This window comes from Halorubrum luteum, assembly GCF_054652935.1.
On record NZ_BAAIGT010000002.1, the window covers coordinates 235,039 to 258,635 of the forward strand.

The 23,597-nt window shown below is 65.6% G+C and carries 21 protein-coding genes; 13 read left to right on the forward strand and 8 right to left on the reverse strand.

Translation table 11 applies throughout. The features are described 5' to 3' along the window. Nucleotides 1–31 precede the first annotated feature (31 nt). From ACYQ0R_RS01205 to dph5, 3 genes are all read right to left on the reverse strand, one after another. A complete protein-coding gene (locus ACYQ0R_RS01205; protein WP_459820512.1) occupies nucleotides 32–406 on the reverse strand; it encodes a CBS domain-containing protein in 375 nt (124 codons plus the stop codon). Between the two features lie 67 nt (nucleotides 407–473). Further along, nucleotides 474–857, reverse strand: a complete 384-nt coding sequence (locus ACYQ0R_RS01210) for a CBS domain-containing protein (protein WP_459820514.1) — start codon at nucleotides 855–857, stop codon at nucleotides 474–476. A 94-nt stretch (nucleotides 858–951) separates the two neighbouring features. Next, a complete protein-coding gene (gene dph5 / locus ACYQ0R_RS01215) occupies nucleotides 952–1,743 on the reverse strand; it encodes a diphthine synthase (protein ID WP_459820515.1) in 792 nt (263 codons plus the stop codon). Between the two features lie 280 nt (nucleotides 1,744–2,023). Here dph5 and ACYQ0R_RS01220 point away from each other — a divergent pair, with 280 nt between their 5' ends. The 7 genes from ACYQ0R_RS01220 (at nucleotide 2,024) to ACYQ0R_RS01250 (ending at nucleotide 9,573) form a co-directional block, all read left to right on the forward strand. Beyond that, a complete protein-coding gene (locus ACYQ0R_RS01220; RefSeq protein ID WP_459820516.1) occupies nucleotides 2,024–3,919 on the forward strand; it encodes a 2-oxoacid:acceptor oxidoreductase subunit alpha in 1,896 nt (631 codons plus the stop codon). Between the two features lie 2 nt (nucleotides 3,920–3,921). Next, nucleotides 3,922–4,860, forward strand: a complete 939-nt coding sequence (locus tag ACYQ0R_RS01225) for a thiamine pyrophosphate-dependent enzyme (protein WP_459820517.1) — start codon at nucleotides 3,922–3,924, stop codon at nucleotides 4,858–4,860. Between the two features lie 66 nt (nucleotides 4,861–4,926). After that, on the forward strand, nucleotides 4,927–5,355 hold the full coding sequence (lrpA1, locus tag ACYQ0R_RS01230; protein WP_459820518.1) for an HTH-type transcriptional regulator LrpA1: 429 nt from the start codon (nucleotides 4,927–4,929) through the stop codon (nucleotides 5,353–5,355). Between the two features lie 85 nt (nucleotides 5,356–5,440). Next, complete coding sequence (locus ACYQ0R_RS01235) at nucleotides 5,441–6,196, forward strand: hypothetical protein (protein ID WP_459820519.1); 756 nt, start codon at nucleotides 5,441–5,443, stop codon at nucleotides 6,194–6,196. A gap of 5 nt (nucleotides 6,197–6,201) precedes the next feature. After that, nucleotides 6,202–6,465, forward strand: coding sequence for a DUF8145 family protein (locus tag ACYQ0R_RS01240; RefSeq protein WP_459820520.1), 264 nt, complete (start codon nucleotides 6,202–6,204; stop codon nucleotides 6,463–6,465). Between the two features lie 120 nt (nucleotides 6,466–6,585). Then, the gene (locus ACYQ0R_RS01245; RefSeq protein ID WP_459820521.1) at nucleotides 6,586–7,101 is read left to right on the forward strand and encodes a macro domain-containing protein; all 516 of its coding nucleotides are present in this window, start codon (nucleotides 6,586–6,588) and stop codon (nucleotides 7,099–7,101) included. Nucleotides 7,102–7,131: 30 nt separating this feature from the next. Further along, nucleotides 7,132–9,573, forward strand: coding sequence for an efflux RND transporter permease subunit (locus tag ACYQ0R_RS01250; protein WP_459820522.1), 2,442 nt, complete (start codon nucleotides 7,132–7,134; stop codon nucleotides 9,571–9,573). Nucleotides 9,574–9,590: 17 nt separating this feature from the next. Here the strand turns inward: ACYQ0R_RS01250 and ACYQ0R_RS01255 are convergent, their stop codons facing one another. After that, the gene (locus tag ACYQ0R_RS01255; RefSeq protein WP_459820523.1) at nucleotides 9,591–10,565 is read right to left on the reverse strand and encodes a nucleotidyltransferase family protein; all 975 of its coding nucleotides are present in this window, start codon (nucleotides 10,563–10,565) and stop codon (nucleotides 9,591–9,593) included. 125 nt (nucleotides 10,566–10,690) lie between these two features. Between ACYQ0R_RS01255 and ACYQ0R_RS01260 the strand changes: the two genes are divergently transcribed. The 3 genes from ACYQ0R_RS01260 (at nucleotide 10,691) to ACYQ0R_RS01270 (ending at nucleotide 11,695) form a co-directional block, all read left to right on the forward strand. Beyond that, nucleotides 10,691–10,969 (forward strand): transcriptional regulator, encoded by a 279-nt coding sequence (locus tag ACYQ0R_RS01260; RefSeq protein ID WP_459820524.1) that lies wholly within the window; start codon nucleotides 10,691–10,693, stop codon nucleotides 10,967–10,969. Between the two features lie 66 nt (nucleotides 10,970–11,035). Then, a complete protein-coding gene (locus ACYQ0R_RS01265) occupies nucleotides 11,036–11,257 on the forward strand; it encodes a DUF5789 family protein (RefSeq protein ID WP_459825629.1) in 222 nt (73 codons plus the stop codon). 114 nt (nucleotides 11,258–11,371) lie between these two features. Then, complete coding sequence (locus ACYQ0R_RS01270) at nucleotides 11,372–11,695, forward strand: transcription factor S (RefSeq protein ID WP_459820525.1); 324 nt, start codon at nucleotides 11,372–11,374, stop codon at nucleotides 11,693–11,695. A gap of 161 nt (nucleotides 11,696–11,856) precedes the next feature. On the opposite strand, the gene ACYQ0R_RS01275 is transcribed toward ACYQ0R_RS01270, so the two are convergent. Further along, nucleotides 11,857–12,633 carry a DICT sensory domain-containing protein gene (locus ACYQ0R_RS01275; RefSeq protein WP_459820526.1) on the reverse strand — a complete coding sequence of 259 codons (777 nt, stop codon included), beginning with the start codon at nucleotides 12,631–12,633 and terminating at the stop codon, nucleotides 11,857–11,859. A 180-nt stretch (nucleotides 12,634–12,813) separates the two neighbouring features. Here ACYQ0R_RS01275 and tpiA point away from each other — a divergent pair, with 180 nt between their 5' ends. From tpiA to dnaJ, 3 genes are all read left to right on the forward strand, one after another. Beyond that, a complete protein-coding gene (gene tpiA, locus ACYQ0R_RS01280; protein WP_459820527.1) occupies nucleotides 12,814–13,458 on the forward strand; it encodes a triose-phosphate isomerase in 645 nt (214 codons plus the stop codon). Nucleotides 13,459–13,697: 239 nt separating this feature from the next. Further along, a complete protein-coding gene (gene dnaK, locus ACYQ0R_RS01285) occupies nucleotides 13,698–15,632 on the forward strand; it encodes a molecular chaperone DnaK (RefSeq protein ID WP_459820529.1) in 1,935 nt (644 codons plus the stop codon). Between the two features lie 216 nt (nucleotides 15,633–15,848). Next, nucleotides 15,849–17,006 carry a molecular chaperone DnaJ gene (gene dnaJ / locus ACYQ0R_RS01290; RefSeq protein ID WP_459820530.1) on the forward strand — a complete coding sequence of 386 codons (1,158 nt, stop codon included), beginning with the start codon at nucleotides 15,849–15,851 and terminating at the stop codon, nucleotides 17,004–17,006. A gap of 88 nt (nucleotides 17,007–17,094) precedes the next feature. On the opposite strand, the gene ACYQ0R_RS01295 is transcribed toward dnaJ, so the two are convergent. The 3 genes from ACYQ0R_RS01295 to gyrB all read right to left on the reverse strand — a co-directional run bounded on the left by ACYQ0R_RS01295 (nucleotide 17,095) and on the right by gyrB (nucleotide 23,588). Continuing rightward, nucleotides 17,095–19,131 (reverse strand): AMP-binding protein, encoded by a 2,037-nt coding sequence (locus ACYQ0R_RS01295; RefSeq protein ID WP_459820531.1) that lies wholly within the window; start codon nucleotides 19,129–19,131, stop codon nucleotides 17,095–17,097. 78 nt (nucleotides 19,132–19,209) lie between these two features. Next, nucleotides 19,210–21,675 (reverse strand): DNA gyrase subunit A, encoded by a 2,466-nt coding sequence (gene gyrA / locus ACYQ0R_RS01300; protein ID WP_459820532.1) that lies wholly within the window; start codon nucleotides 21,673–21,675, stop codon nucleotides 19,210–19,212. Further along, on the reverse strand, nucleotides 21,672–23,588 hold the full coding sequence (gene gyrB, locus ACYQ0R_RS01305) for a DNA topoisomerase (ATP-hydrolyzing) subunit B (protein ID WP_459820533.1): 1,917 nt from the start codon (nucleotides 23,586–23,588) through the stop codon (nucleotides 21,672–21,674). The genes gyrA and gyrB overlap by 4 nt, the downstream gene beginning before the upstream one ends. Nucleotides 23,589–23,597 lie beyond the last annotated feature (9 nt).

A 23,597-nucleotide genomic window follows, 5' to 3' on the forward strand; every position in this document is an offset into this window, starting at 1 on the left:
GGGACACTCGCAATGTCGCGGCGTTGTGCCGCTACGAGAGGTGGGCGGCGACGTCGGTCGAGGAGACCATGCCGACGTAGTCGTCCTCGACGACCGGGAGATGTTTCACGCCGTACATCGTCATCATCGCGGCTACCTCCTCCATTAAGAGATCGGGAGTCACGGTCTCGACGTCCTCGGTCATCACGTCGCTGACTGAGGTTTCGTTCGGGTCCAGCCCGTTTGCGACCGCACTGATAACGTCGCTCTGGGTGACGATCGCACGGCGGCTCGTCGTGACGACGAGCGCGCTGATGTCGCTGTCGTGCATCCGCCGTGCCGCGTCGCGAAGCGACGCGTGCGGGTCGATCGTCTCGAGTGGGGTCGACATTACCTCGTGAACGCGCGTCCTGTCGTCCGGATCCATACACCGATCCGTGCTAGCGCGACTCTTTGCTCTTCCGGTCGAACTCACCGCGGCCCCGCACACGCGGTCACGCTGTGGCGACGTGTTCGGTCAGATCCGTCGTCGACACCACGCCGACAACCTTGCCGTCGTCGTCGGTCACGGGAAAATGGGTGTATCCGGAGGTGATCAGCGTCTCGAGATCCTCGGCGGTGTCGTCCGGGCTCGCGGTCAACACGTCGGTCGTCATACACTCCCCGATCGGCGTCTCGTCCTCCGGGTCGTTCTCGTAGACGAGTCGGACGAAATCAGTCGCGGTCAAAAACCCTCGCAGCCGATCCGCCTCGTTGACGACGAGCACGGACCCGACCCCCTCAGCGAGCATCCGCTGTGCCGCCGTCGCCACGACGGCGTCGTCGTCGACTGTCACCAGCTCCGTGGACATGATCCGATCAATGGGTACGTCTGACATGATTCTTGATCACACTCTACACGTATATGAATGGACGGGTAGCGGATCGCTCGACTGCGACGCCCTCGACGTGGTCGGTGATGGGGATCGAGAGCTACAGTAGCTCCGCTGGCGCGTCGGCGATACCCGCGAGTGCGTCGGCCTCGACGTGATGCAACTCGCCGGGGATCACGAGCAGATGGAGCGGGTCGCCGAACTCGCGGGTCGCGAGCGCCGAGAGTCGGTCGGCGGCGACGACCGCGTCCGGCGACCCCGCGCGTGCGACGGCGACCGCGAGCGCGTCGCGCCACCCCTCGGCGAGCAGCGCGGCGGCACGGTCGGCGGTCATGTACTCCTCGTGGTCGGGATCCGGACCCGACGGACCGGTGCCGACCTTGATGTCGAGGTAGACGACGGTGTGGAGGCCGCGTTCACGGTTCGCGTCGATCGTCTCGCGCACGCTTGCGGGAACGTCGTCACCGCCGTGTGCGTACGGAAACGGGAGCGTGACCGCCTTCCCGAACCGGTAGTTCTGGAGACCCGTGAGACTCGAGGCGGCCGACTGAGCGGTGACGCCGTGGATCACGCGGGTGTCGATGCCGCGCTCCTCGGCACGGAGCCGGAGATCGGTGTGGGTCGTCGAGATCATCGTATCACCCGCGGTGAGAAATGCGGCGTCGCCGGCCTCCGCGGCCGCGAGGATCGGCTCCGGATCCTGCTCGACGCCCTCCCGAGGCCGCACCTCGATATCGACGCCGTGGTACGTCTCCAGATCCTCGACGTCCGCACCGACCAGTCGACTCGTATAAAACTCCGCGAAGACGCGGTCGGCCGCCCGGACGGCGTCCCGTCCCTCGACGGTTATCGACCGCTCGTCGTACAGCCCGAGTCCGATGAACGTGAGCATATCGCCGCTCGGCGGGCCGGTGGCTAAAAAGGCGCGGTCGGCCGCCGAGCGCGACCGCCCGACCACCGGAGCGCGACCGCCCGACCACCGGAGCGGGATGCACGCCACGGCGACGGCAGAACGTCCCGCTGGCGGGGCAGACGCAGGGCTGCCGCCGGGTTCGAACGCCTCGCCGTCGCCGTATCGTTCATCATCGATCCTTGCGAATCCATAGCAAACCCTAAGAGGCGACCGACGTAACTTTCATCTACTAGGCCTGAGGAAGGCCCAGACCCATACTATGACTGACGAAGAACTCATCTGGCGGATCTCGGGAGGATCCGGTGACGGGATCGCTTCCACCAGCCAGAACTTCGCAAAAGCCCTGATGCGATCGGGGTTGAACGTGTTCACGCATCGGCACTATCCGTCGCGAATCCGTGGCGGCCACACGTACACGGAGATTCGCGCGGACTCGGACCCGGTGACGTCCCGTGGTGACGGCTTCAACTTCCTCTTGGCGCTCGGCGACTCGTTCGCCCGAAACCCGTCCGAGGAGGCCGTATACGGGAACGAGGAGATCAAACCGCTCTCGGAGAACCTCGACGAGCTCCGCGAGGGCGGCGTCATCGTGTACGACTCGGGGCTGCTCGACGCCTCCGAGATCCCGAACTTCGAGGAGCGTGCCGAGGAGAACGACTGGCACGTGTATCCGCTCGACCTTCGCGGACTCGCCCGCGAGCAGGGCCGCGAGGTCATGCGGAACACGGCCGGCATCGGCGCGACCTGCGCGCTGATCGGCATGGAGCTCGACAACGTCCAGGAGCTCATGCGCGACGCGATGCCGGAGAAGATCCTCGATCCGAACCTCGAGATCCTCCAGACCGCTTACGACATGGTCCGCGAGGAGTACGACGTCGACGAACCGGACGTCTCCGTCCCGACCGGCGAACACGACGAGCAACAGCTGTTGATGTCCGGCTCGGACGCCATCTCCTACGGCGCGGTCGACGAGGGGTGCCGGTTCATCGCCGGCTATCCCATGACGCCGTGGACCGAGGTGTTCACCCTCATGACGAAACACCTCACGAAGCTGGACGGGATCTCCGAGCAGGTCGAAGACGAGATCGCTGCGGCCGCGCTCGCGGTCGGTGCTTCCCACGCCGGCGTGAAGGCGATGTCCGGCTCCTCGGGCGGCGGCTTCGCGCTGATGTCCGAGCCGCTCGGTCTCGCGGAGATGACCGAGACGCCGGTCGTCCTCGTCGAGGCGATGCGTGCGGGACCGTCGACCGGCCTGCCGACCAAACCGGAGCAGTCAGACCTCGAACACGTCCTCTACACGTCCCAGGGAGACTCCCAGCGCGTCGTGCTCGCGCCCGGGACCGTCGAGGAGGCGTACGAGCAGTCGCGGCTCGCGTTCCGGCTCGCCTACGAGTACCAGATCCCGACGATCCTGCTGTACGACCAGAAGCTCGGCGGCGAGTTGATGAACGTCCCGAAAAGCCACTTCGACCGCGAGCCGAACCCGACGCTCGGAAACACGCTGTCGGAGGCGGAGCTCGCCGAGGAGCCCCACTCCGAAGACGGCAAGTTTCACCGCTTCCAGCACGACGTCGAGGACGGCGTCCCGCCGCGTTCGCTGCCCGGCCAGACGGGCGGCCGCTACCTTGCGACGGGTAACGAGCACGACCCGACCGGCCACATCTGCGAGGACGAGGACAACCGTCGCGCGCAGGTCGACCGTCGGCTGGAGAAGCTCGACGCGATCCGCGCGGACCTCGACTCGGAGGAGACGGCTTCCTACCGCGGTCCCGACGACGCGGACTACGGTATCCTGACGTTCGGCAGCCAGCAGGGCACCGTCGAGGAGGCGGTCGACCGCCTCAACGACGCGGGCCACTCCGTGCAGTCGCTCGGCGTCTCGGAGATGCTGCCGTTCGCGGCCGAGGAGGTCGAGGAGTTCATCCGCGGCGTCGACGAGGTTCTCGTCGTCGAGATGACCGCCTCCGCACAGTTCCGTGGACTCGTCCAGAAGAACCTCGGTCAGTACGGGGAGAAGCTGTCGAGTCTGCTGAAGTACAACGGGAATCCGTTCGAGCCCGCCGAGATCGTCGACGGCTTCGAGGCCGTCATCGTTGAGGGCGAGCCCGACGTTCCCGACGAACAGACGACGTTCGTCAAAGCCGCAGGTGATTAACAATGAGTGCATTCTCAGCGATCAACGAGGAACGGGAGCTAGACGGAGACGAGTACACGCCCGGCGTCGAGCCGCAGCCGACGTGGTGTCCGGGCTGTGGTGACTTCAGCGTTCTGAAGGCGTTGAAACAGGCGCTTCCGGAGGTCGGCCGCTCTCCGGACGAGACGCTTCTGTGTACGGGGATCGGCTGTTCCGGAAAGCTGAACAGCTACCTCGACACGTACGGCTTCCACACGATCCACGGGCGGTCGCTGCCCGTGGCTCGCGCGGCGAAGCTCGCGAACCCCGATCTGGAAGTGATCGCCGCCGGCGGCGATGGCGACGGCTACGGGATCGGCGGGAACCACTTCATCCACACCGCCCGCGAGAATCACGATATGACGTACATCGTCTTCAACAACGAGATCTTCGGGCTCACGAAGGGACAGACATCGCCAACGAGTCCGAAGGGTCACAAATCGAAGACGCAGCCCGCAGGTAGCGCGAAGGAGCCGCTGAAGCCCCTCTCGATGGCGCTCAACGCCGGCGCGTCGTACGTCGCTCGCACGGCCGCGGTGAACCCGAATCAGGCGAAGGAGATCCTCATCGAGGCGATCGAACACGACGGGTTCGCGCACGTCGACTTCCTCACGCAGTGTCCGACCTGGAACAAGGACGCCCGGCAGTACGTCCCGTACATCGACGTCAACGAGTCGGACGACTACGAGTTCGATCCGACGGACCGCGTCGAGGCCGCCGAGATGATGCGGCAGACCGAGGAGGCGATCCACGAGGGTGAGGTGCTCACCGGTCGCTACTACGTCGACGAGGACCGTCCCTCCTACGGCCAGGAGAAGCGTGCCATCGGCGAGATGCCCGAGGAGCCGCTCGCGGAGCGCTACTGGGACGACGAGTACGAGTGGGAGCGCTCGTACGATACGTTCCTGGACAAACACGCCTGATCCGGGTCTCGGAACCGCCTTTGTGTCTTCGCAAGGTATTTTTTCTGTGGCGACAAACAGCTACGTATGAGTACCGTATCGACGGCGGAACGGATCCTGTCGGTGTTAGAGGAGGATGCGCAGGCGTCCTGTGCTGAGATCGCCGACCGGGCCGATGTCTCGAAGCCCACGGTTCGAAAGTACATCAATCAGCTCGAGGACGAGGGCGTCATCGTCGGATACACCGCCGAGGTCGATCCCAAGAAGCTCTCTTCGCAGTCGATCGCGCTGGTGGGGATGGACGTCGACTCCGGACAGTACGTCGAGGCAACTCGTGCGCTCAAGGACCTGCCGGAGATCGAGGCGTTGTACACCTCCTCGGGCGATCACATGCTGATGGCGGAGGTGCGCGCCGGCGACGGCGACGAGCTCGGTGACGTCATCTCCGAGAAGCTGCTGACGATCGACGGCGTCACTGCCGCACACCCCTCGTTCCTCCAGGAGCGACTGAAATAATCGGTGCGCCCGTTCGCGCCGAGACGTGGCTTCGCTCCCGACGCCGGCCGAGGTTTTTAACTCGTGGTCGCCCCGAGCGTCACGCATGGATGTCGTCGGCGACCTGTTGGCACGCGAGCGTCGCAGTCGCAACCCCGCGCTCGTCACTCGGAACGACAGCGAGCGAAGCTACCGCGACGTGATAACGAACGCGTACAAGGCGGCGAACGTGCTCCGCCATCTCGGCGCACGCGAGGGGGCGACGGTAGCGGTCGCGCCGGAGCCCGAGTTCCACACCGCGCTCGCATTCCTCGGCGCGGCGCGGCTCGGTGCCCGCGTCCGGTTCGATCCCGGTCCGGGACTGCGCGCCGGCGATCGGGTCGTACTGACGGCCGTCGCCGACGAGGCTGACGCCGACCCCTCGCCCGGGACGAACCTCGCCGTCTTCGGCGGGAAGCCGACCCGACCCGAAACGACCCACTGGGAGGCGCAGCTGTGGAGCGAAAATCCCGGCACTCCGCCGTCCGATGTCGACCCGGCGGACGCCGTCCTCGTGTGCGGCGACGCAACCGTCAGCCACGGCGATGCGCTCGACGCCGCTCGCGGGGTCGGCGAGACGTTCGGTCTCGACGCGTCCTCACGGGTCGTCGTCCGGACGACGTTTTCCGATCCGGGCTCGGTCGTCGCCGGTCTCCTCGCGCCGCTTCTTTGCGGCGGCGCGACGGTGCTCGCCGGTTCGGAGCGCCCCGCGGAGGGGACCGCTGCTCGCGGTGATCTCGCCGTCGTCCCCGACTCGGACGCTGGCGGCCCGTCTACGGTGCCGGAACCCCGACGGACCGCTCCGCCGAACCTCTCGGAGTGACCGCCGTGGACGTGCCCGCCGACCCGCCGGATCGGTGTCCCGCTTGCGGTGACATCTACGAATCAGTTTCGCGTCACGCCGGCGGGTTCGTCGTCGCCCTCCGCGAGAACGATCGGTACGCACGAGTGTGTTTTCATCCGGTTGGCGTGGATGGAAACGAAAATTCGGACGATGACGTGGATCGAGACGAGGATTCAGACGACGACGGTGACGCACACCTCGACTGCTATCACCACACACACGCCGACGTCGGGGACACTCCCGAGTGAGTGCCGTTCGCGTCGTCGACACGTCCAGCCCCCAAACGATCCGGCTCTCAAACCATCAGCCCTCAAAACTGCTGCTTATACTACCCAAAGGATTTGATAAATGCGCTCGTACGGCCGTGTATGCAGTTCAGCGTCGTACAGGGAGATATCGCAGCACAGTCCGCTGACGCGCTGGTGAACGCCGCCGGCACGAGCCTGCGGATGGGGTCCGGAGTCGCCGGTGCGCTTCGTCGCGGCGCTGGCGGGCCGATCAACGAGGCGGCGATGGAGAAGGGACCGGTCGAGCTCGGCGAGATCGCGGTGACCGACGCGTTCGAGCTCGACGCCGACGTCGTCGTCCACGCCGCGGCGATGCCCCACGACGGTGACGGACGGGCGACCGCCGAGAGCATCCGGGCCGCCACGCGGAACGCACTCGAGGCGGCCGACGATCGGGGCTGTGAGTCACTCGTGATCCCCGCGCTCGGCTGCGGCGTCGCCGGCTTCGACCTCGCGGAGGGCGCACGGATAATCGCCGCGGAGATCGACGAGTTCGAGCCAGAACACCTCTCCGACGTCAGATTCATCGCCTACTCCGATTCGGAAGTCGAGACGGTTCGGGAGGCGGCGTCCGAGTTCACGGACGCTCGCGGATGAACGCCGGATCGATACGGAAGCACCCGACGCATGATATCGAGCGATCGCATCGACGTTAATCAGTATATTAACAGGGCGAACACCGTTGTTCTCGATCGGCCGGTCGCGATCGTCGTCGCGGTGCTTCTTCTGACGGCCGTTTTCGCGGGTGGGATCCCCCAGATCACTACTGAAGAGGACGAGACTGAAGGATTTGCTGAGGACGTTCCCGAACAGGAAGCGTTTGAAGCCATCAACGAGGAGTTCGGGGACCCGTTTGCCACTCAGCAGGCCGATACGACACAGGTCATCCACGTCGGCGGAAACGTCCTCACCCGCGAGGAGTTCCTTCGTGTTCTTCGGTTCGTCGAGTTCGCCGAGCAGCGGAGTCACCTGCGTGTCGAAGACGCTGTCGGTCCCGCCCAGGTCGTCGCTTCGGAGCTTGACCCGACGGCTCAGACGCCCAGCGAACAGCGCCGGGCCGTGGAGCGGGCCACACCCACCGAGGTTCGTCAAGCGATCCGTGACGTGAGTGACCAGCCACAGTTCTCACAAACGCTTTCCGATGGGTTCAATCCGACGGACCCGTCTGCAACGGCATCAATAACCGTCATTTCTCACGACATCCCCGATGGTTCTGACGGAGAGACGCTCGAAGCGATCCAACTCGAACTGGAAACGATCGCCGAGGACACCGACGGGGATCTGCGCATCTTCGGCGGCGGCATTCTGAGTGCTGAATCCGGTCAGGTGATCGGTGACTCCCTGACGATCGTCGTCCCGGTCGTTGTCGGTATGATACTGCTGTTCCTGATGGTCGCGTATCGGGACCCGTTCGATCTCCTGTTGGGACTGGTGGCGCTGGTTATCACGCTGATCTGGACGTTCGGGTTCATGGGGTACGCCGGGATACCGTTCAACCAGCAGATGATCTCGGTGCCGATCATCCTGCTGGCCGTTGGGGTCGATTTCGGTATTCACGCCGTAAATCGTTACCGAGAGGAGCGACAGCAGGGATACGAACCGTTACCCGCGATGCGCCGAGGCTCCGATCAGCTCGTCGTCGCGTTTTTCATCGTTGCGGCGACCACCGCGTTCGGGTTCGGGGCAAACATCATCAGCCCGCTCACTCCGACGCGGAACTTCGGTATCGTCGCCGCTATCGGCATCGTTTTCACGTTTATTCTATTCGGCGTGTTTCTGCCCGCTGCAAAGATCGCTATCGACACCTCCCGCGACCGGATCGGTATCCCTCGATTCGGCACCAAACCGATCGCCAGCGAGGGATCGCCGTTGGGACGACTCCTCTCGGGGAGCGTCAGCGTTGCCCGAGTCGCACCGGTCATCCTCGTCGTGCTGTTCGTGCTGGTCGGGGTCGGGGCGGCCGCCTACGGTCAGGGCGTCGATCAGACGTTCGATACGGACGACTTCCTTCCACCCGAAGAACTGCCGGCGTACGTGACCGAGCTTCCGGAGCCGTTTGCTCCCGGAGAGTACCGGGTGAGCCAACGTATTAGCTTCCTCGAGGAGAACTTCGAGGCGACCCAGGACGATTCCGTAACGATATACGTCGAGGGGCCCTTCAGCGAAGCGCACGCGCTTGAGTCGCTCCGCCGAACGAATCAAAACCCTCCTGACACGTTTGTCACCGTCGACGGGGCGGCCGACCGGGACAGTATCGTGACGGTTATCGAGCGACAGGCAAGCGTCGATCCGGCGTTCGGCGCTCTCGTTGAGCGCAACGATCGACGTGGCACGGGCGTACCCGATCGGAACTTGAACCGGATATATGCCGAGCTGTTTGCCGCCGCCGGATCCGGTGCGGAACGGTACATCACCGAGGATCGGCGCGCCGTCCAGATCGAGTACAGCGTCGAAGGTGATGCGGACCCCGAACTGGTGCGCGAGGACGCACGCGATTTCGCAGAGACGTTCCGGTACGATGCGACGCCAACCGGTCAAGTGATCGTATTTCAGGCGGTGACGGACGTGCTGTTCGAGTCCGCGATTCAGAGCCTGGTCATTGCGATCCTCGCCACCTCGATGTTTTTAGTTGTTGTCTATGGTGTCGTCGAGGGGCGTCCCCTGTTGGGGCTTGTGAATCTCTTTCCGATCATCGTGACAGTGGCGCTGCTTGTCGCGACGATGCGGGCTGCGGGGCTTCCGTTGAATGCCCTGACGGGATCGCTGCTTTCGATTACGATCGGTGTCGGCGTTGCCTACTCGGTCCATATTACGCACCGCTTCATCGACGAGTACGGTGATGCCGTGGAGCCGACGGCGGCTCTGCGGACGACGCTCACCGGGACTGGCGGGGCGCTGACCGGAAGTATGCTGACGACGGCGCTTGGCACCGGCGCGCTGATGCTGTCCATCTCGCAGGTACTCGGCGACTTTGGCCTGTTGTTGGCGACGAGCGTCGTGTACTCGTATGTGATGGCGATCGTGGCGCTTCCACCCGCCTTGCTCGTGTGGGCGGAGTACGACCGGTGACACTCGCAAGCCGCCGGCTAGAACGAGTCGCCGTCGGTGATGCTCGTGTGTTCGCCGATCAGCGACCCGGCGAGATCGACTCCTTCGAGCGTCGCCTCCTGGTCGACGATGGTGGTTCGGAGTTCGCTGTCGGTGATCGTCGCGTTCGGGAAGACGACGGAGCGGTCGAGCGTCGTGTCGGTCACTTCCGCACCCGCCATTACGTGGACGACATCGCCGAGTTCGGCGTTCTCGACGGTCGCGTCGTCGTCGACGAGCGTGCCGCCGTCTAACGCGTACTCGACGGCGTCGAGATAGCTCGCCGGCGTGCCGATGTCGAACCATGCGCCGTCGAACGTGAACGCGTGGACCGCCTGCTTCGCCTGGAGCCACTGGATGAACCAGCCCGGCTCGTCGGGGTTTTCACCCTCGTCCAGATACGTCGACAGGTCGGGCAGCGTCTCGGCCGGGAACGCGTAACAGGCGATGGAGACGAGCGTGCTCTTCGGGTCGTCGGGTTTCTCCTGAAAGTCGATCACCTGGTCGCCGTCGAGCTGGACGAGCCCGTACGACTTCGCGCGCTCCCTGGAGCCGACGTCGTAGGCGGCAAGCGCCGGTGTCCCCTTCCGCTCGAAGAAGTCGGCGAACTCCCCGAGATCGAAGCTGATCATGTTGTCGCCGGCGACGACGATCAGGTCGTCGTCGACTTCCTCGCGGTCGACGAGCTGGGCGAGCGCGCCGACGACGCCGAACTTCTCGTCCTCCTCGACGGTCTCCTCGATCGACAGCGTCGGCTTCTCGAACGGGCTGTCGGCGAGGTACGCCTCGAACGACTCCTCGAACTTCTCGTTGGTCGAGACGAACACCTCATCGACGCGGTCGTCCGCCTCCAGATCGGCGAAGATCTCGTCGATGACCGTGTTCTCTCCGACCGGCAGGAACATCTTCGGTCGGTGCTTCGTGATCGGCCAGAGTCGCGTCGCGTATCCACCGGCAAGGACTACTGCCTTCATGGGTGTACCCCCGCCCGCCTGCACTATACTTCTTGTGCCCGTGACGACTCCTCGTTCCGTCGGTGGAGTCGTTCCTTCGATATCGTAGCCGTCGCCGTTTTATCCGTGCCGCCCGAGACGACGGTATGGAACCGACGACCCGCCAGCGCATTGCGGACCGTCTTCGGACGGATGCGGCGACCGCAAGCCAACTCGGGGAGGCGCTGTCGCTGCCGACCCACGTCGTGTACGATCATCTCGAACACGTCTCCCGGTCGGTCGGCGAGGACGAGACGTTCCTCGTCGCCCCGCCTGCGTGCCGCGACTGTGGGTTCGACGGCTTCGACGACCCGATCAACTACCCGTCACGGTGTCCCGACTGTCGAAGCGAGCGGATCGACGAGCCGACGTTTCTGATCGAGTGAGACCGCTGCCGTGTGGTCCGTGCCCGGTGTGCCGCCGGAGCGCGCGGCTGTCTCAACAGCAAATCGGTGGCCGTCCATCTCGGTTCGCGGGCGTCGCAGTCCGACCTTGTGGCTGCGTACACGGACACGCGAGTGCTGTACGCGGACGGCGAGGACGATCTCGGAGAGCTGATCGCAGGAGTCGACCAGGAGCGGTTCGAGAGCGCCGCGGATCTGTACGTCGCCCTGCAGAACGTCATCCCCGTGGCGGCCGTCGGTGAGCCCGGACAGTCGGACGGCAACGCGTGACGCGGCGGCAACGCGTGACGCGGCGGCAACGCGTGACCGTCTGGGGAGTGCGTGCGGCGGTTTGGTCGGCGACCGGATCCCGCCGCTTAAATACGATCCGCGGTAGGTTCCGCCATGAAGTTTTGCGACGAATGCGGTTCGATGATGAAATCCGGCGAGGGCGAAGACCACTGGGTGTGCGACTCCTGTGGGTACGAGACCGGGCGCGATGACGACGAGGCGGACGCCTGGCTCACGGAGTCACAGGAGGAGTCGGAGATCGTCGACGTGAGCGACGCCGAAGATAAGGGACTCCCGAAAACGACCGCGCACTGTCCCGAGTGTGGCAACGACGAGGCGTACTGGTACATGCAACAGATCCGCTCGGCCGACGAGTCCGAAACGCGATTTTTCGTCTGTACCGCGTGCGAACACAAGTGGCGGGAGGACGACCACTGACGTGAGTGGCGGGAGGACGACCACTGACGTGAGTGGCGGGAGGACGACCACTGACGTGAGTGGCGGGAGGACGACCACTGACGTGAGTGGCGGGAGGACGACCACTAACGCGACGACGACCGCGACCGCACTCGCAAAAACGGAGCCGCCTGCCGACGGTCTCACGCCACTCTGCTTCCGTCCTCGTCGGTGGGCTCGCCGGAGCCGTATCGGTTCGTGAGGTAGTCGATCACCCGGTCGACCGTGTCGGGGTCGTAGCTCCAGAACCCGTAGAACCGTCCGGGCTCGCGCTCCTCGGCGAGGAGGACGCATTTGGCATCGTCGAACCCGCCGCCATCGTACGCGACGAACCACGTCTCCCTGATCTCCGGCGTCTCCTCGACTCGGACCGTGTAGTGTTCGGCCTTCGGGAGATCACCCTCGGCCGCGGCGTACGCGTACACGTCGAGACTCTCCCGTCCGGCGAGCTGGTCGTACGTCTGGCTCTCGCCGGCGAGCACGTCGAGCGTCTGGAACCCGGCGTGTAGTTCGCCGTTGCCGACGCGCCACGCACGGTCCTCGATCTCGCGGGAGGCCGCAACCATCTCCGGTTTCGAGTAGGAGGTAAACAGCGTCTCGTCCAGCCGGTCCAGCACGGGACGGCCGGTTCGCAGCTCCGACGGGCGGGCCCCCTCGGACGCCTCGTCGCTCGCAGCCTCGCTCGCCGCGTCGCTTCGGTACGGGAGGAGGTCGTCGACCGCGACCGCCGTTTCGAACGCGCCGTCCTGCGAGAGCACGGCGAACTCCGCTGGGCCCTGTGCCGTCTCCTCGGCGACGATCCGTACGTTCCGGTCGGCGAAGTGGTCCCTGAGCGACTCTTGAACCTCCGGATCCGCGTTGAACACCGTCAACGTGGCTTCGCTCGCCTCCACCCCGGCGATCATTTCGATGAGCGACATTCCTTGTTCGAACCACTCCCCGGAGGCATATGGAACTACCCCCGAAACGCGTCCGTCGCCGCGAGTCGTCCCCGTTCGTCGCCGCGAGTCGTCCCCGTTCGTCGGCACCCTTCCCGTGTCTCTCCGACTCGGTCGACCGGAGTATGAAGCTATTTGCCCGCTCGGCTCCCGTAGTGAGGTATGTTCATCCTGGTGAACCTCAAGGCGTACCCGTGTGATCCGATCGAAGTCGCGACCGCCGCTCGCGACGTCGCCGACGCGTCCGGCGTCCGGATCGCGGTCGCACCGCAGGCGGCCGACCTCGCGCGCGTCGCGGCGACGGACGTCGAGACGTGGGCCCAGCACGTCTCGCCGAACGCCCACGGCTCGCACACGGGCTCGACGCTGGCGGAGGCCGTCGCCGACAACGGTGCGACGGGGGCGCTTATCAACCACTCCGAGAAGCGGCTGAAGCTCGCCGACATCGACGGCTCCGTCAGCGCCGCCGAGCGCGCCGGCCTCGAGACGATCGTCTGTGCGAACAACCCGACGCAGGTCGGTGCGGCCGCCGCGCTCGGCCCCGACGCGGTCGCGGTCGAACCCCCCGAACTGATCGGCGGGGACGTCTCCGTCTCCACCGCCGACCCCGGCATCGTCGAGGACGCGGTCGCGGCCGCCGACGCGGTCGACCCCGACGTCGACGTGTTCTGTGGAGCCGGCGTCTCGACCGGTGCGGACGTCGACGCCGCCGGCGAACTCGGCGCGACCGGCATCCTGCTTGCCTCCGGCGTCGCCAAGGCCGACGACCCCGAGGCGGCGCTCGAGGACCTCGTCTCGGGCGTCTGAGTCGGTGTCCTCTTGGGTGTCTGCGTCGGTGTCCTTTCGACCGGAGAACTCCCGATCGCTTCGTTAACTGTGACGCCCGGAGCGCTGACTCGTCGCTTGCTTTGCGGATCCATATAAATACTCCGGACGGGAGTCCCTCCCAATGACGAAAATCGCAAGACTGCACGCAGTTCGCTCTCACGGCTTCTCGGCCGTATCTAGTAACCTTTAACCGACGCAAGCCGATAGGATCTGGCAAGATGGCGAGCAACAAGATCCTCGGTATCGACCTCGGTACCACCAACTCGGCGTTCGCCGTGATGGAAGGCGACGAGCCCGAGATCATCGCGAACGCGGAAGGAGACCGGACGACGCCGTCGGTCGTCGCGTTCTCCGACGACGGCGAACGGCTGGTCGGGAAGCCGGCGAAAAACCAGGCGGTCCAGAACCCCGACCGCACGGTACAGTCGATCAAACGGCACATGGGCGAAGAGTACACGGTCGACATAGACGACGAGGAGTACACGCCGGAGCAGATCTCGGCGATGATCCTCCAGAAGATCAAACGCGACGCCGAGGAGTATCTCGGCGACGACGTCGAGAGGGCGGTGATCACGGTGCCCGCCTACTTCAACGACAAGCAGCGGCAGGCGACGAAGGACGCGGGCGAGATCGCCGGCTTCGACGTCGAGCGTATCGTCAACGAGCCGACCGCGGCGTCGATGGCGTACGGCCTCGACGACGAGTCGGACCAGACCGTTCTGGTGTACGACCTCGGCGGCGGCACGTTCGACGTGTCCGTGCTGGACCTCGGCGGCGGCGTTTACGAGGTCGTCGCGACCAACGGCGATAACGACCTCGGCGGCGACGACTGGGACGAGGCGCTCATCGACCACATCGCCGAGGAGTTCGAAAACGATCACGGGATCGATCTCCGTGAGGACCGACAGGCGCTTCAGCGCCTGAAAGACGCCGCCGAGGAGGCGAAAATCGAGCTGTCGAACAAAAAGGAGACGACGGTGAATCTTCCGTTCATCACCGCGACCGACAGCGGCCCGGTCCACCTCGAGCAGTCGATCACGCGAGCGACGTTCGAGAGCCTCACCGCGGACCTGCTCGAACGCACGGTCGGCCCGACGGAGCAGGCGCTCTCCGACGCCGGCTACTCGACCGACGACATCGACGAGGTGATCCTCGTCGGCGGCTCGACGCGGATGCCGCAGGTTCAGGAGAAAGTCGAGGAGCTGGCGGGCCAGGAGCCCAAGAAGAACGTCAACCCCGACGAGGCGGTCGCGCTCGGCGCGGCCGTGCAGGGCGGCGTCCTGTCGGGCGATGTCGACGACATCGTCCTACTCGACGTCACGCCGCTGTCGCTCGGCATCGAGGTGAAAGGCGGGCTGTTCGAGCGACTCATCGAGAAGAACACGACGATCCCGACCGAGGAGTCGAAGGTGTTCACCACCGCGGCGGACAACCAGACCTCCGTCAACGTCCGCGTGTTCCAGGGCGAACGCGAGATCGCCGAGGAGAACGAGCTGCTCGGCGCGTTCCAGCTGTCGGGGATCCCGCCGGCGCCCGCCGGAACCCCGCAGATCGAGGTGTCGTTCAACATCGACGAGAACGGTATCGTCAACGTCGAGGCCGAAGATCAGGGCTCCGGCAACGCCGAGTCGATCACGATCGAGGGCGGCGTCGGGCTCTCCGACGAGGAGATCGAGCAGATGCAGGAGGAAGCCGAGAAGCACGCCGAGGAGGACGAGGCCCGGCGTGAGCGCATCGAGGCCCGCAACGAGGCCGAGTCGACGATCCAGCGCGCCGAGACTCTGCTCGAGGAGAACGAGGACGACCTCGACGGCGACCTCGTCGACGAGATCGAGGCGGCGATCGAGGACGTCGAGGAGACGCTGGAGGACGACGACGCCGAGACCGAGGAGATCAAGTCGGTTACCGAGGCGCTCACCGAGCAGCTTCAGGAGATCGGCAAGCAGATGTACCAGGAGCAGGCCGCACAGGCCGGCCCGGGTGGCGCTGGCGGTCCCGGCGGTGCGGGTCCCGGCGGCATGGGCGGCGCCGGCGGTCCCGGCGGCATGGGCGGTGCAGCCGGCGGCCCGGGAGCCGGCGATGCGACCGGCGGGGACGACGAGGAGTACGTCGACGCCGACTTCGAGGACGTCGACGACGAGGACGACGAGTAACACGACCGACGAGGACGACGAGTAACACGACCGACGAGGACGCGCACGGTCGGAGCGATGAGCGTGCGAACGCGGACCGTAACGCGAGACGTTCGAGGACCCCTGCCCCGGGACTGACGGACAGCAATGAACCGAGGCGCGATCACGTACCGTCCGTGACCGTCGGACGGGGTTTTTAACCGAGCGGACGAACTACCCCACTACAACGACCAACGCATGAGCGAGGATTTCTACGACGTTCTCGGCGTCTCACGCGACGCCGACGAGGAGGAGATCAAACGGGCCTATCGCAAGAAGGCCGCCGAGTATCATCCCGACGTCAGCGACGCCGAAAACGCCGAGGAGAAGTTCAAAAAGATCCAGAAGGCGAAGGAGGTGTTGACCGACGAGCAGAAGCGTCGCCAGTACGACCAGCTCGGCCACGACCGGTTCACCGAGGCGGACAAACGCGGTGCGACCGGCGACGGTCCCGGCGGCGCTGGTGCCGGCGGTCCGTTCGGCGGCGGCATGGGTGGCGGTGCCGGCGGCTTCGAGGACATCTTCAACCAGTTCTTCGGCGGTGGTGGTGGTGGTGGTGGTCGCGGCGACCGCCCTCGGCAAGGACGTGACCTCCGAACGGGTCTCACGGTCGACCTCGAGGAGGCGTTCGAGGGGGCGACCAAGGAGGTGACGCTCACCAGGCCGACGACCTGTGACACCTGCGACGGGGCGGGCCATCCCCCCAGCGCGGACGCCAGAACTTGTCCGCAGTGTAACGGGCAGGGCCAGGTTCGACAGGTCCAGCAGACGCCGCTGGGACGCGTCCAGCAGACGTCGACGTGTCCCCGATGTGAGGGTGACGGCGAGATCTACAGCGAGACGTGTTCCGACTGTGGCGGCGACGGCGTCGTCCGTGAGGAGGCGACGCTCTCCGTTGAGATCCCGGCCGGCATTCAGTCCGGCCAGACGCTGCGGATGGAGCGTGAGGGCGCACCCGGCGAGAACGGCGGCCCGAACGGCGACCTGCTGATCGAGGTCGACGTCGACATCGGCGATCGTTTCGAGCGGGACGGCGACGACCTCCGCGTGACCGAAGCGGTCTCGTTCCCGCAGGCCGTGTTCGGCGACACGATCGAGGTGGAGACGGTCGACGGCACCGTGGAGATGGACGTCCCCTCTGGCACCCAGAGCGGCGAGACGTTCCGGCTGAAAGGGAAGGGAATGCCTCGACTCCGTCGGCGCGGCCGCGGTGACCTGTACGTCAAAGTCGCCGTGGTCGTCCCGGAGAGCCTCAACGAGGAACAGCGTGCGGCGCTGGAAGCGTTCGCGGAGGCCGGCGGCGAGGAGATCGATGTCGGCGGCGGCTTCTTCGAGAAGCTGAAAAGCTCCTTCTGACGGCCACACACCTGCGCCGATCGCGTCGCGATTTCGCGTCGCGATTTCGTGGCGCGATTTCGCGGCGCGGTCTCGATCGGAGACGCGGTCAGTGCGCGTTCCGGAGTTCGTCGAGGACTTCGGGGTTCTCCATCGAGGAGAGATCGCCGGGGTCCTCGCCGCGATGGACCGCCTCGATCGCCCGACGGATGATCTTTCCCGACTGCGTCTTCGGGAACGCGTCGACGAACAACAGCTCCCGTGGACGGAACGGCTTGCCGTGCTCGTTGCCGACCAGCTCGCGGAGCTCCCCGCGGAGCTCGTCGCTCGGCTCCGATCCCGGCTCCAACACGACGTACGCGACGACGGCCGTGCCGGTGGTGTCGTCCGGAACGCCGACCGCAGCCGCCTGGTTCACCGCGTCGTGGTCGATGAGAACCCCCTCGATCTCCGCCGGCCCCACCTTCCGACCCGCAACGTTCAACGCGTCGTCGGCGCGGCCGTGCAGGAACCAGAACCCGTCCGCGTCCTTCTGGGCGAAATCGCCGTGGTCCCACAGATCCTCCCACGTCGACCAGTACTCCTCGAGATAGCGCTCATCACCCGACCAGAGACTCTTCGTCATCGACGGACAGGAGTCGCGCGCGACGAGATAGCCACGCTCGCCCGACTCGCGCACGGAGCTCCCGTCGGCGTCGACGATGTCGATGTCCATGCCAAGTCCCGGCCCCCCGAGCGTACACGGCTTGAGCGGCTGGGTCGGCATCGGCATCAAAAAACAGCCGCAGATCTCCGTTCCTCCAGAAATATTGATTATCGGACACTCGCCGCCGCCGACCGTCTCGTAGAACCACCGCCACGACTCCGGGTCCCACGGCTCGCCCGTCGAGCCGAGGATCCGCAGCGAGGAGAGGTCGTGGCCCTCTACCCACTGGTCGCCGTGTTTGCGCAGCGCGCGTATCGCGGTGGGAGAGACGCCGAACTGCGTGATCTCGTGGCGGTCGATCATCTGCCAGAAGCGGTCGGGGGTAGGGTGGTCCGGTGCGCCCTCGTACATCACGACCGTCCCCCCGAACGCGTGATTGCCGATCAACGTCCACGGTCCCATCATCCAGCCGATATCGGACACCCAGAAGAACCGGTCGGCGGGTTGCTGGTCGAAGCCGAAGTGGATCTCCTTTGCACACTGCAACAGAACGCCTGCGTGCGTGTGGACGATCCCCTTCGGAGTCCCGGTCGTCCCCGAGGAGTACAACAGCAGCGATTCCTGGTCCGAGGGGAGTCGTTTGGTGTCGTACTCACTCGACTGCGTCCGCACCGCCTCCGTCCACGTGGCGTCGCGATCGGCGGTCCATGGAACCGGCTCCGCGGCATCCCCTCCGGGCGTCGCGCCCAACCGGTCGTACACGACCGTGCGTTCGACGTGTCCGGCCGCCTCGATGGCGGCGTCGGCATCGTCCTTCAGCCGGAGTTCCTCTCCTCGACGATAAAACCCGTCGCCGGTGAACAGCACGGACGGCGCCGCGTCGTCGATCCGGGTCGCCGTCGCCTCGGTGCCGAATCCCGAGAAGATCGGCACCGCGATCGCGCCGACCTTCAGACAGCCGTACAGGATCGACACCACCTCCGGCACCATCGGCATGTACAGGCCGACCGTATCTCCGGCGTCGACCCCGACGGACTCGAGGTAGTTCGCCACGCGGTTGCTCTCGCGGTGCAGTTCGTGAAACGTCACCTCCCGTACGTCGCCGGGCTCCCCCTCCCAGATCAGCGCGACACGGTTCCGTGTCGGCGAGTCGACGGCGGCGTGGCGGTCGACGACGTTGTGTGCGACGTTGAGCTCGCCGCCCGGATACCACTCCGTGAACTGTGGCCCCTCGCTATCGTCTCGAACCGTCTCGTACTCGGTGTCGAACTCGATACCCAGATACTCGACCAGCTCGTCCCAGAACCAGTCGACGCCCGACGCCGGCTCCCCCTCGACCGACGAGGTGGTTCGCCGGATCAGCTCGTCGTAGTCGTCGATGCCGTACTCGCGCATGAACGCGGCGACGTTCGTCTCCGCCGCGACCGCCGGGTCCGGCTCGTGGACGATCTCGTCCATCGCCTCGTGGGCGATCTGGTCTATCGCCTCGTGTTCGTCCATCTCGACGGAGCGTTTCGCCGGGAATCGTAAGTAACTTTCCTGATGGACACCGCGCGAACGACGTCTCCGTGCGGACGGTCAGTTCGCGTCGTCGATCTCGACGTCGGCCTCGGGCACGACGTCGACGCAGGCGACCTCGTCGCCGGGCTCGACGTCCATCACGATCACGCCCATCGTGTTGCGGCCGACCGTCGATATCTCCTCGACCCGGGTCCGCATGATCTGTCCGTTGGCGCTCATCGCGAGCAGGTGGTCGCCGTACGTCACCGCCTCGACCGCGACGACCGCGCCGTTTCGGTCGCCCGTCTTGATGTCGACGAGCCCCATGCCGTTTCTGGACTGGGGTCGATACTCGTCGAGGTCGGAGCGCTTCCCGTAGCCGTTCTCGGTGACGGTCAACACCCAGTTGTGACGCTCCTCGTCGATCGCGGCGACGCCGGCGACCGCGTCTCCCTCCCGAAGGTCGATGCCGTACACGCCGCGGGCGGTACGACCCATCGCGCGCACCTCCGACTCGTCGAATCGGATCGCCATCCCGTCCCGGCTCCCGATGACGATGTCCGTCTCGCCGTCCGTCACCTCGACGTCGACGAGCTCGTCGCCCTCGCCGAGGCTGAGCGCGCGGATCCCCGTCGACCGAATGTTCTCGAACTCCCCGGCGGCGGTCCGCTTGATGTACCCGTCGCGGGTGACCATCGTGAGGTACTCGTCGTCCGAGAAGTCGTCCGTGTTGACGACCGCCTCGATCTCTTCACCGTCGTTGAGATCGAGGAGGTTCACTGCGGACTTCCCGCGGGCGGTTCGGGACATCTCCGGGATCTCGTACGTTTTCAGCTGGTAGATCTGCCCGTGGTTGGTGAACACGAGCAGATAGTCGTGGGAGTTCGCCTGAAACACCGAGGAGACGCGGTCACCCTCCTTCAGATCCGTTCCGATGATCCCCTTGCCGCCACGGTTCTGTGCCCGGAACGTCTCCAGCGGCATCCGCTTGATGTAGTCGTCCTCGCTCATCACGACGACGCACTCCTCCTCGGGGACCAGATCCTCGTGGGTGACCGTTCCGGTGTCCTCGATGAAGCTCGTCCGGCGTTCGTCGTCGTACTCGTCTCGTACCGCCTCGAGCTCCTCGATTATCACCGCGTCGAGCTCGTCCGTGTCGTCGAGGATCGTCTCCAGTCGCTCGATGCGGTCGGTGACGTCCGTGTACTCGGATTCGATCTCGGCGGTCTCCATCGACGTGAGCGAGCCCAGCTGCATCCGCACGATATGTGCCGCCTGCGCCTCGGAGAACTCGAACGCCGCCTCGAGCGCCGTTTTCGCCGCGTCGCGATCCTCGGAGTTCCGGATCGTCTCGACGACGTCGTCGACGTTTTCTAACGCCTTCAGCCGCCCCTCGAGGATGTGTGCACGCTCCTCGCGCTCGTCGAGCTCGTGTTCCGAGCGCCGACGGACGACCTCGCGACGATGCTCGACGTAGTGTTCGAGCGTCTCTTTTAAATCCAGCACCTGTGGCGCGCCGTCGACTAACGCGAGGTTGATCACGCCGAACGTGCGCTCGAGGTGGCTCTCCAGCAGCTGGTTTTTCACGACCTCCGGCATCGCGCCCCGTTTCAGATCGACGACGACGCGGATCCCGTCTCGGTCGGACTCATCACGCAAGTCGCGGATCCCCTCGATCGCGCCCTCGTTGACGTCGTCGGCGATCCGCTCGACGAGGCGAGACTTGTTCTGCTGGAACGGCAGCTCCGTGATCACGATCCGGCCCGCCTCCTCGTCGACCTCGAACTCCGCGCGGACGCGGACGCGACCCCGACCGGTTTTGTACGCCTTGTGCACCGCGTTCCGTCCGACGATGTTCGCGCCGGTCGGGAAATCCGGCCCCTTCACGTGCTCCATCAGGTCCTCGACGGTGCAGTCGGGGTTCTCGATCAGCTCGACCGTGGCGTCGATCACCTCCCCGAGGTTGTGTGGCGGAATGTTCGTCGACATCCCGACGGCGATCCCCGACGAGCCGTTAACGAGCAGGTTCGGGAACGCCGCTGGCAACACCTCCGGCTCGGTGAGCCGGTCGTCGTAGTTCGACTGGAAGTCGACGGTGTCGCGCTCGATGTCGGCCAGCAGCTCCTCCGCGATCGGCGACATCCGCGCCTCGGTGTACCGCATCGCCGCGGGCGGGTCGCCGTCGACCGAGCCGAAGTTCCCCTGCCCGTCGACGAGGGGGTACCGCATCGAGAAGTCCTGGGCCATCCGCGCGAGAGCGTCGTAGATCGCGCTGTCGCCGTGCGGGTGGTAATCACCCATCGTCTCCCCCACGATCGAGGAGGACTTGCGGTGGGCGGACCGCGAGGTGACGCCCGCCTCCTGCATCGCGTACAGGATCCGGCGGTGGACCGGCTTGAGCCCGTCGCGGACGTCCGGGAGCGCACGCCCCGCGATGACGGACATCGCGTAGTCGATGTACGACTGCTCCATCTCGTCCTCGATGCGCGCGTTCGTCACCTGTGCAGCACCGACGTCGTCGGGGTTCGGCAGCTCCGAGCTCATATGTCCACCCACTCGGCCTCCGTCGCGTGCTCTTTGATGAACTGTTTTCGCGGCTCGACCGCATCACCCATCAACACGCTGAACATACGGTCGGCCGCCGCGGCGTCGTCTATCGTGATGCGCTTGAGAATACGGTTCTCCGGGTCCATCGTCGTGTTCCACAGCTGGTCGGGGTTCATCTCGCCGAGCCCTTTGAACCGCTGTATCTGGTCCGGCTCGCCGTCACACTTCTCGGCGATGATGCGGTCGCGTTCCGCCTCGGTCATCGCGTCGTACGTCTCCGACCCCTTCCGGATCCGGTACAGGGGAGGTTGGGCGGCGTACACGTACCCCGCCTCGATCAGCGGCTTCATGTGACGATACAACAGGGTCAAAAGCAGCGTCCGGATGTGTGCGCCGTCGACGTCGGCGTCGACGAGGAGGATCACCTTGTTGTACCGGACCTCGTCGAGGTCGAACTCCTCGCCGATCCCCGCGCCGATCGCGGTGATCAGCGCGCGGATCTCGTCGTTCTCCAGGATGCGGTCGAGGCGGTGTTTCTCGACGTTGAGGATCTTCCCTTTCAACGGGAGGATCGCCTGATTCTCGCGGTTCCGGCCCTGCTTTGCACTTCCGCCGGCGCTGTCGCCTTCCACCACGAACAGCTCCGCCTCCGCGGGGTCGCGGGTCTGACAGTCGGCGAGCTTGCCGGGCAACGCCGTCGACTCCAGCGCGGACTTCCGGCGGGTGAGCTCCTCGGCCTTCTTGGCGGCCTTGCGCGCTCTGGCTGCCTCGGCGGCCTTGTGGACGAGCTTGCGTGCAGTCCCCGGGTGTTCCTCCAAGAAGGTGCCGAGCTTCCCGTGGGTCGCGGACTCGACGATCCCGCGGACCTCGCTGTTGCCGAGCTTCGTCTTCGTCTGCCCCTCGAACTGCGGGTCGGGGTGTTTGACGGAGATGACTGCGGTGAGCCCCTCGCGGACGTCCTCGCCTTTGAGGTTCGCGTCGAGGTCGTCGACGAGCCCGTGCTCGTTCGCGTAGTCGTTGATGACCCGGGTGAGCGCCGTTTTGAACCCGGTGAGATGGGTTCCGCCCTCGCGGGTGTTGATGTTGTTCGCGAACGCGTGGACGGAGCCTTGCAGCTCCTCCGTCGCCTGCATCGCGACCTCGACGTGGACGTCGTCGGCCTCGTCGGCGAAGTAGATCACCTCGTCGTGGATCGGCGTCCGGGTCTCGTTGAGATACGTGACGAACTCCCGGATGCCGCCGTCGTACAGGAACGTCTCGGACTCGCCGTCGCGCTCGTCGCGGAGGGTGATCTCGACGCCGGAGTTGAGAAACGCCAGCTCGCGGAGTCGGTTCGCGAGCGTCGAAAAGGAGAACTCGTCCGTCTCGAAGATCTCGTCGTCGGGCCAAAATCGGATGTGGGTGCCGGTGTTCTCGCCCGGCTCCATGTCGCGGACGCGCTCGAACCCGTCCTCGTCGGGCTCGCCGCGCTCGAACCGGTGGCGGTAGACGCCGCCGTCGCGTTTCACCGCGACCTCGAGCCGCTCGGCGAGCGCGTTGACCACGCTGACGCCGACGCCGTGGAGACCGCCGGACACCTGGTACGACTTCGAGTCGAACTTCCCACCAGCGTGCAGCACGGTCAGGATCACTTCCAACGCCGGTCTGTCGTACTTCTCGTGGGTGTCGACGGGGATCCCGCGGCCGTCGTCGTGGACGCCCACGGAGCCGTCGTCGTGGATCGTCACTTCGATCTCGTCGCAGTGGCCCGCGAGCGCCTCGTCGATGGAGTTGTCGACGACCTCGTAGACGAGATGATGGAGTCCACGGTCGTCCGTGGATCCGATATACATCGCCGGACGTTTACGCACGGCCTGCAGGCCCTCCAGCACTTGGATCTGGCCCGCACCGTACTCACTCTCCTCTGGCATAGAACGTAT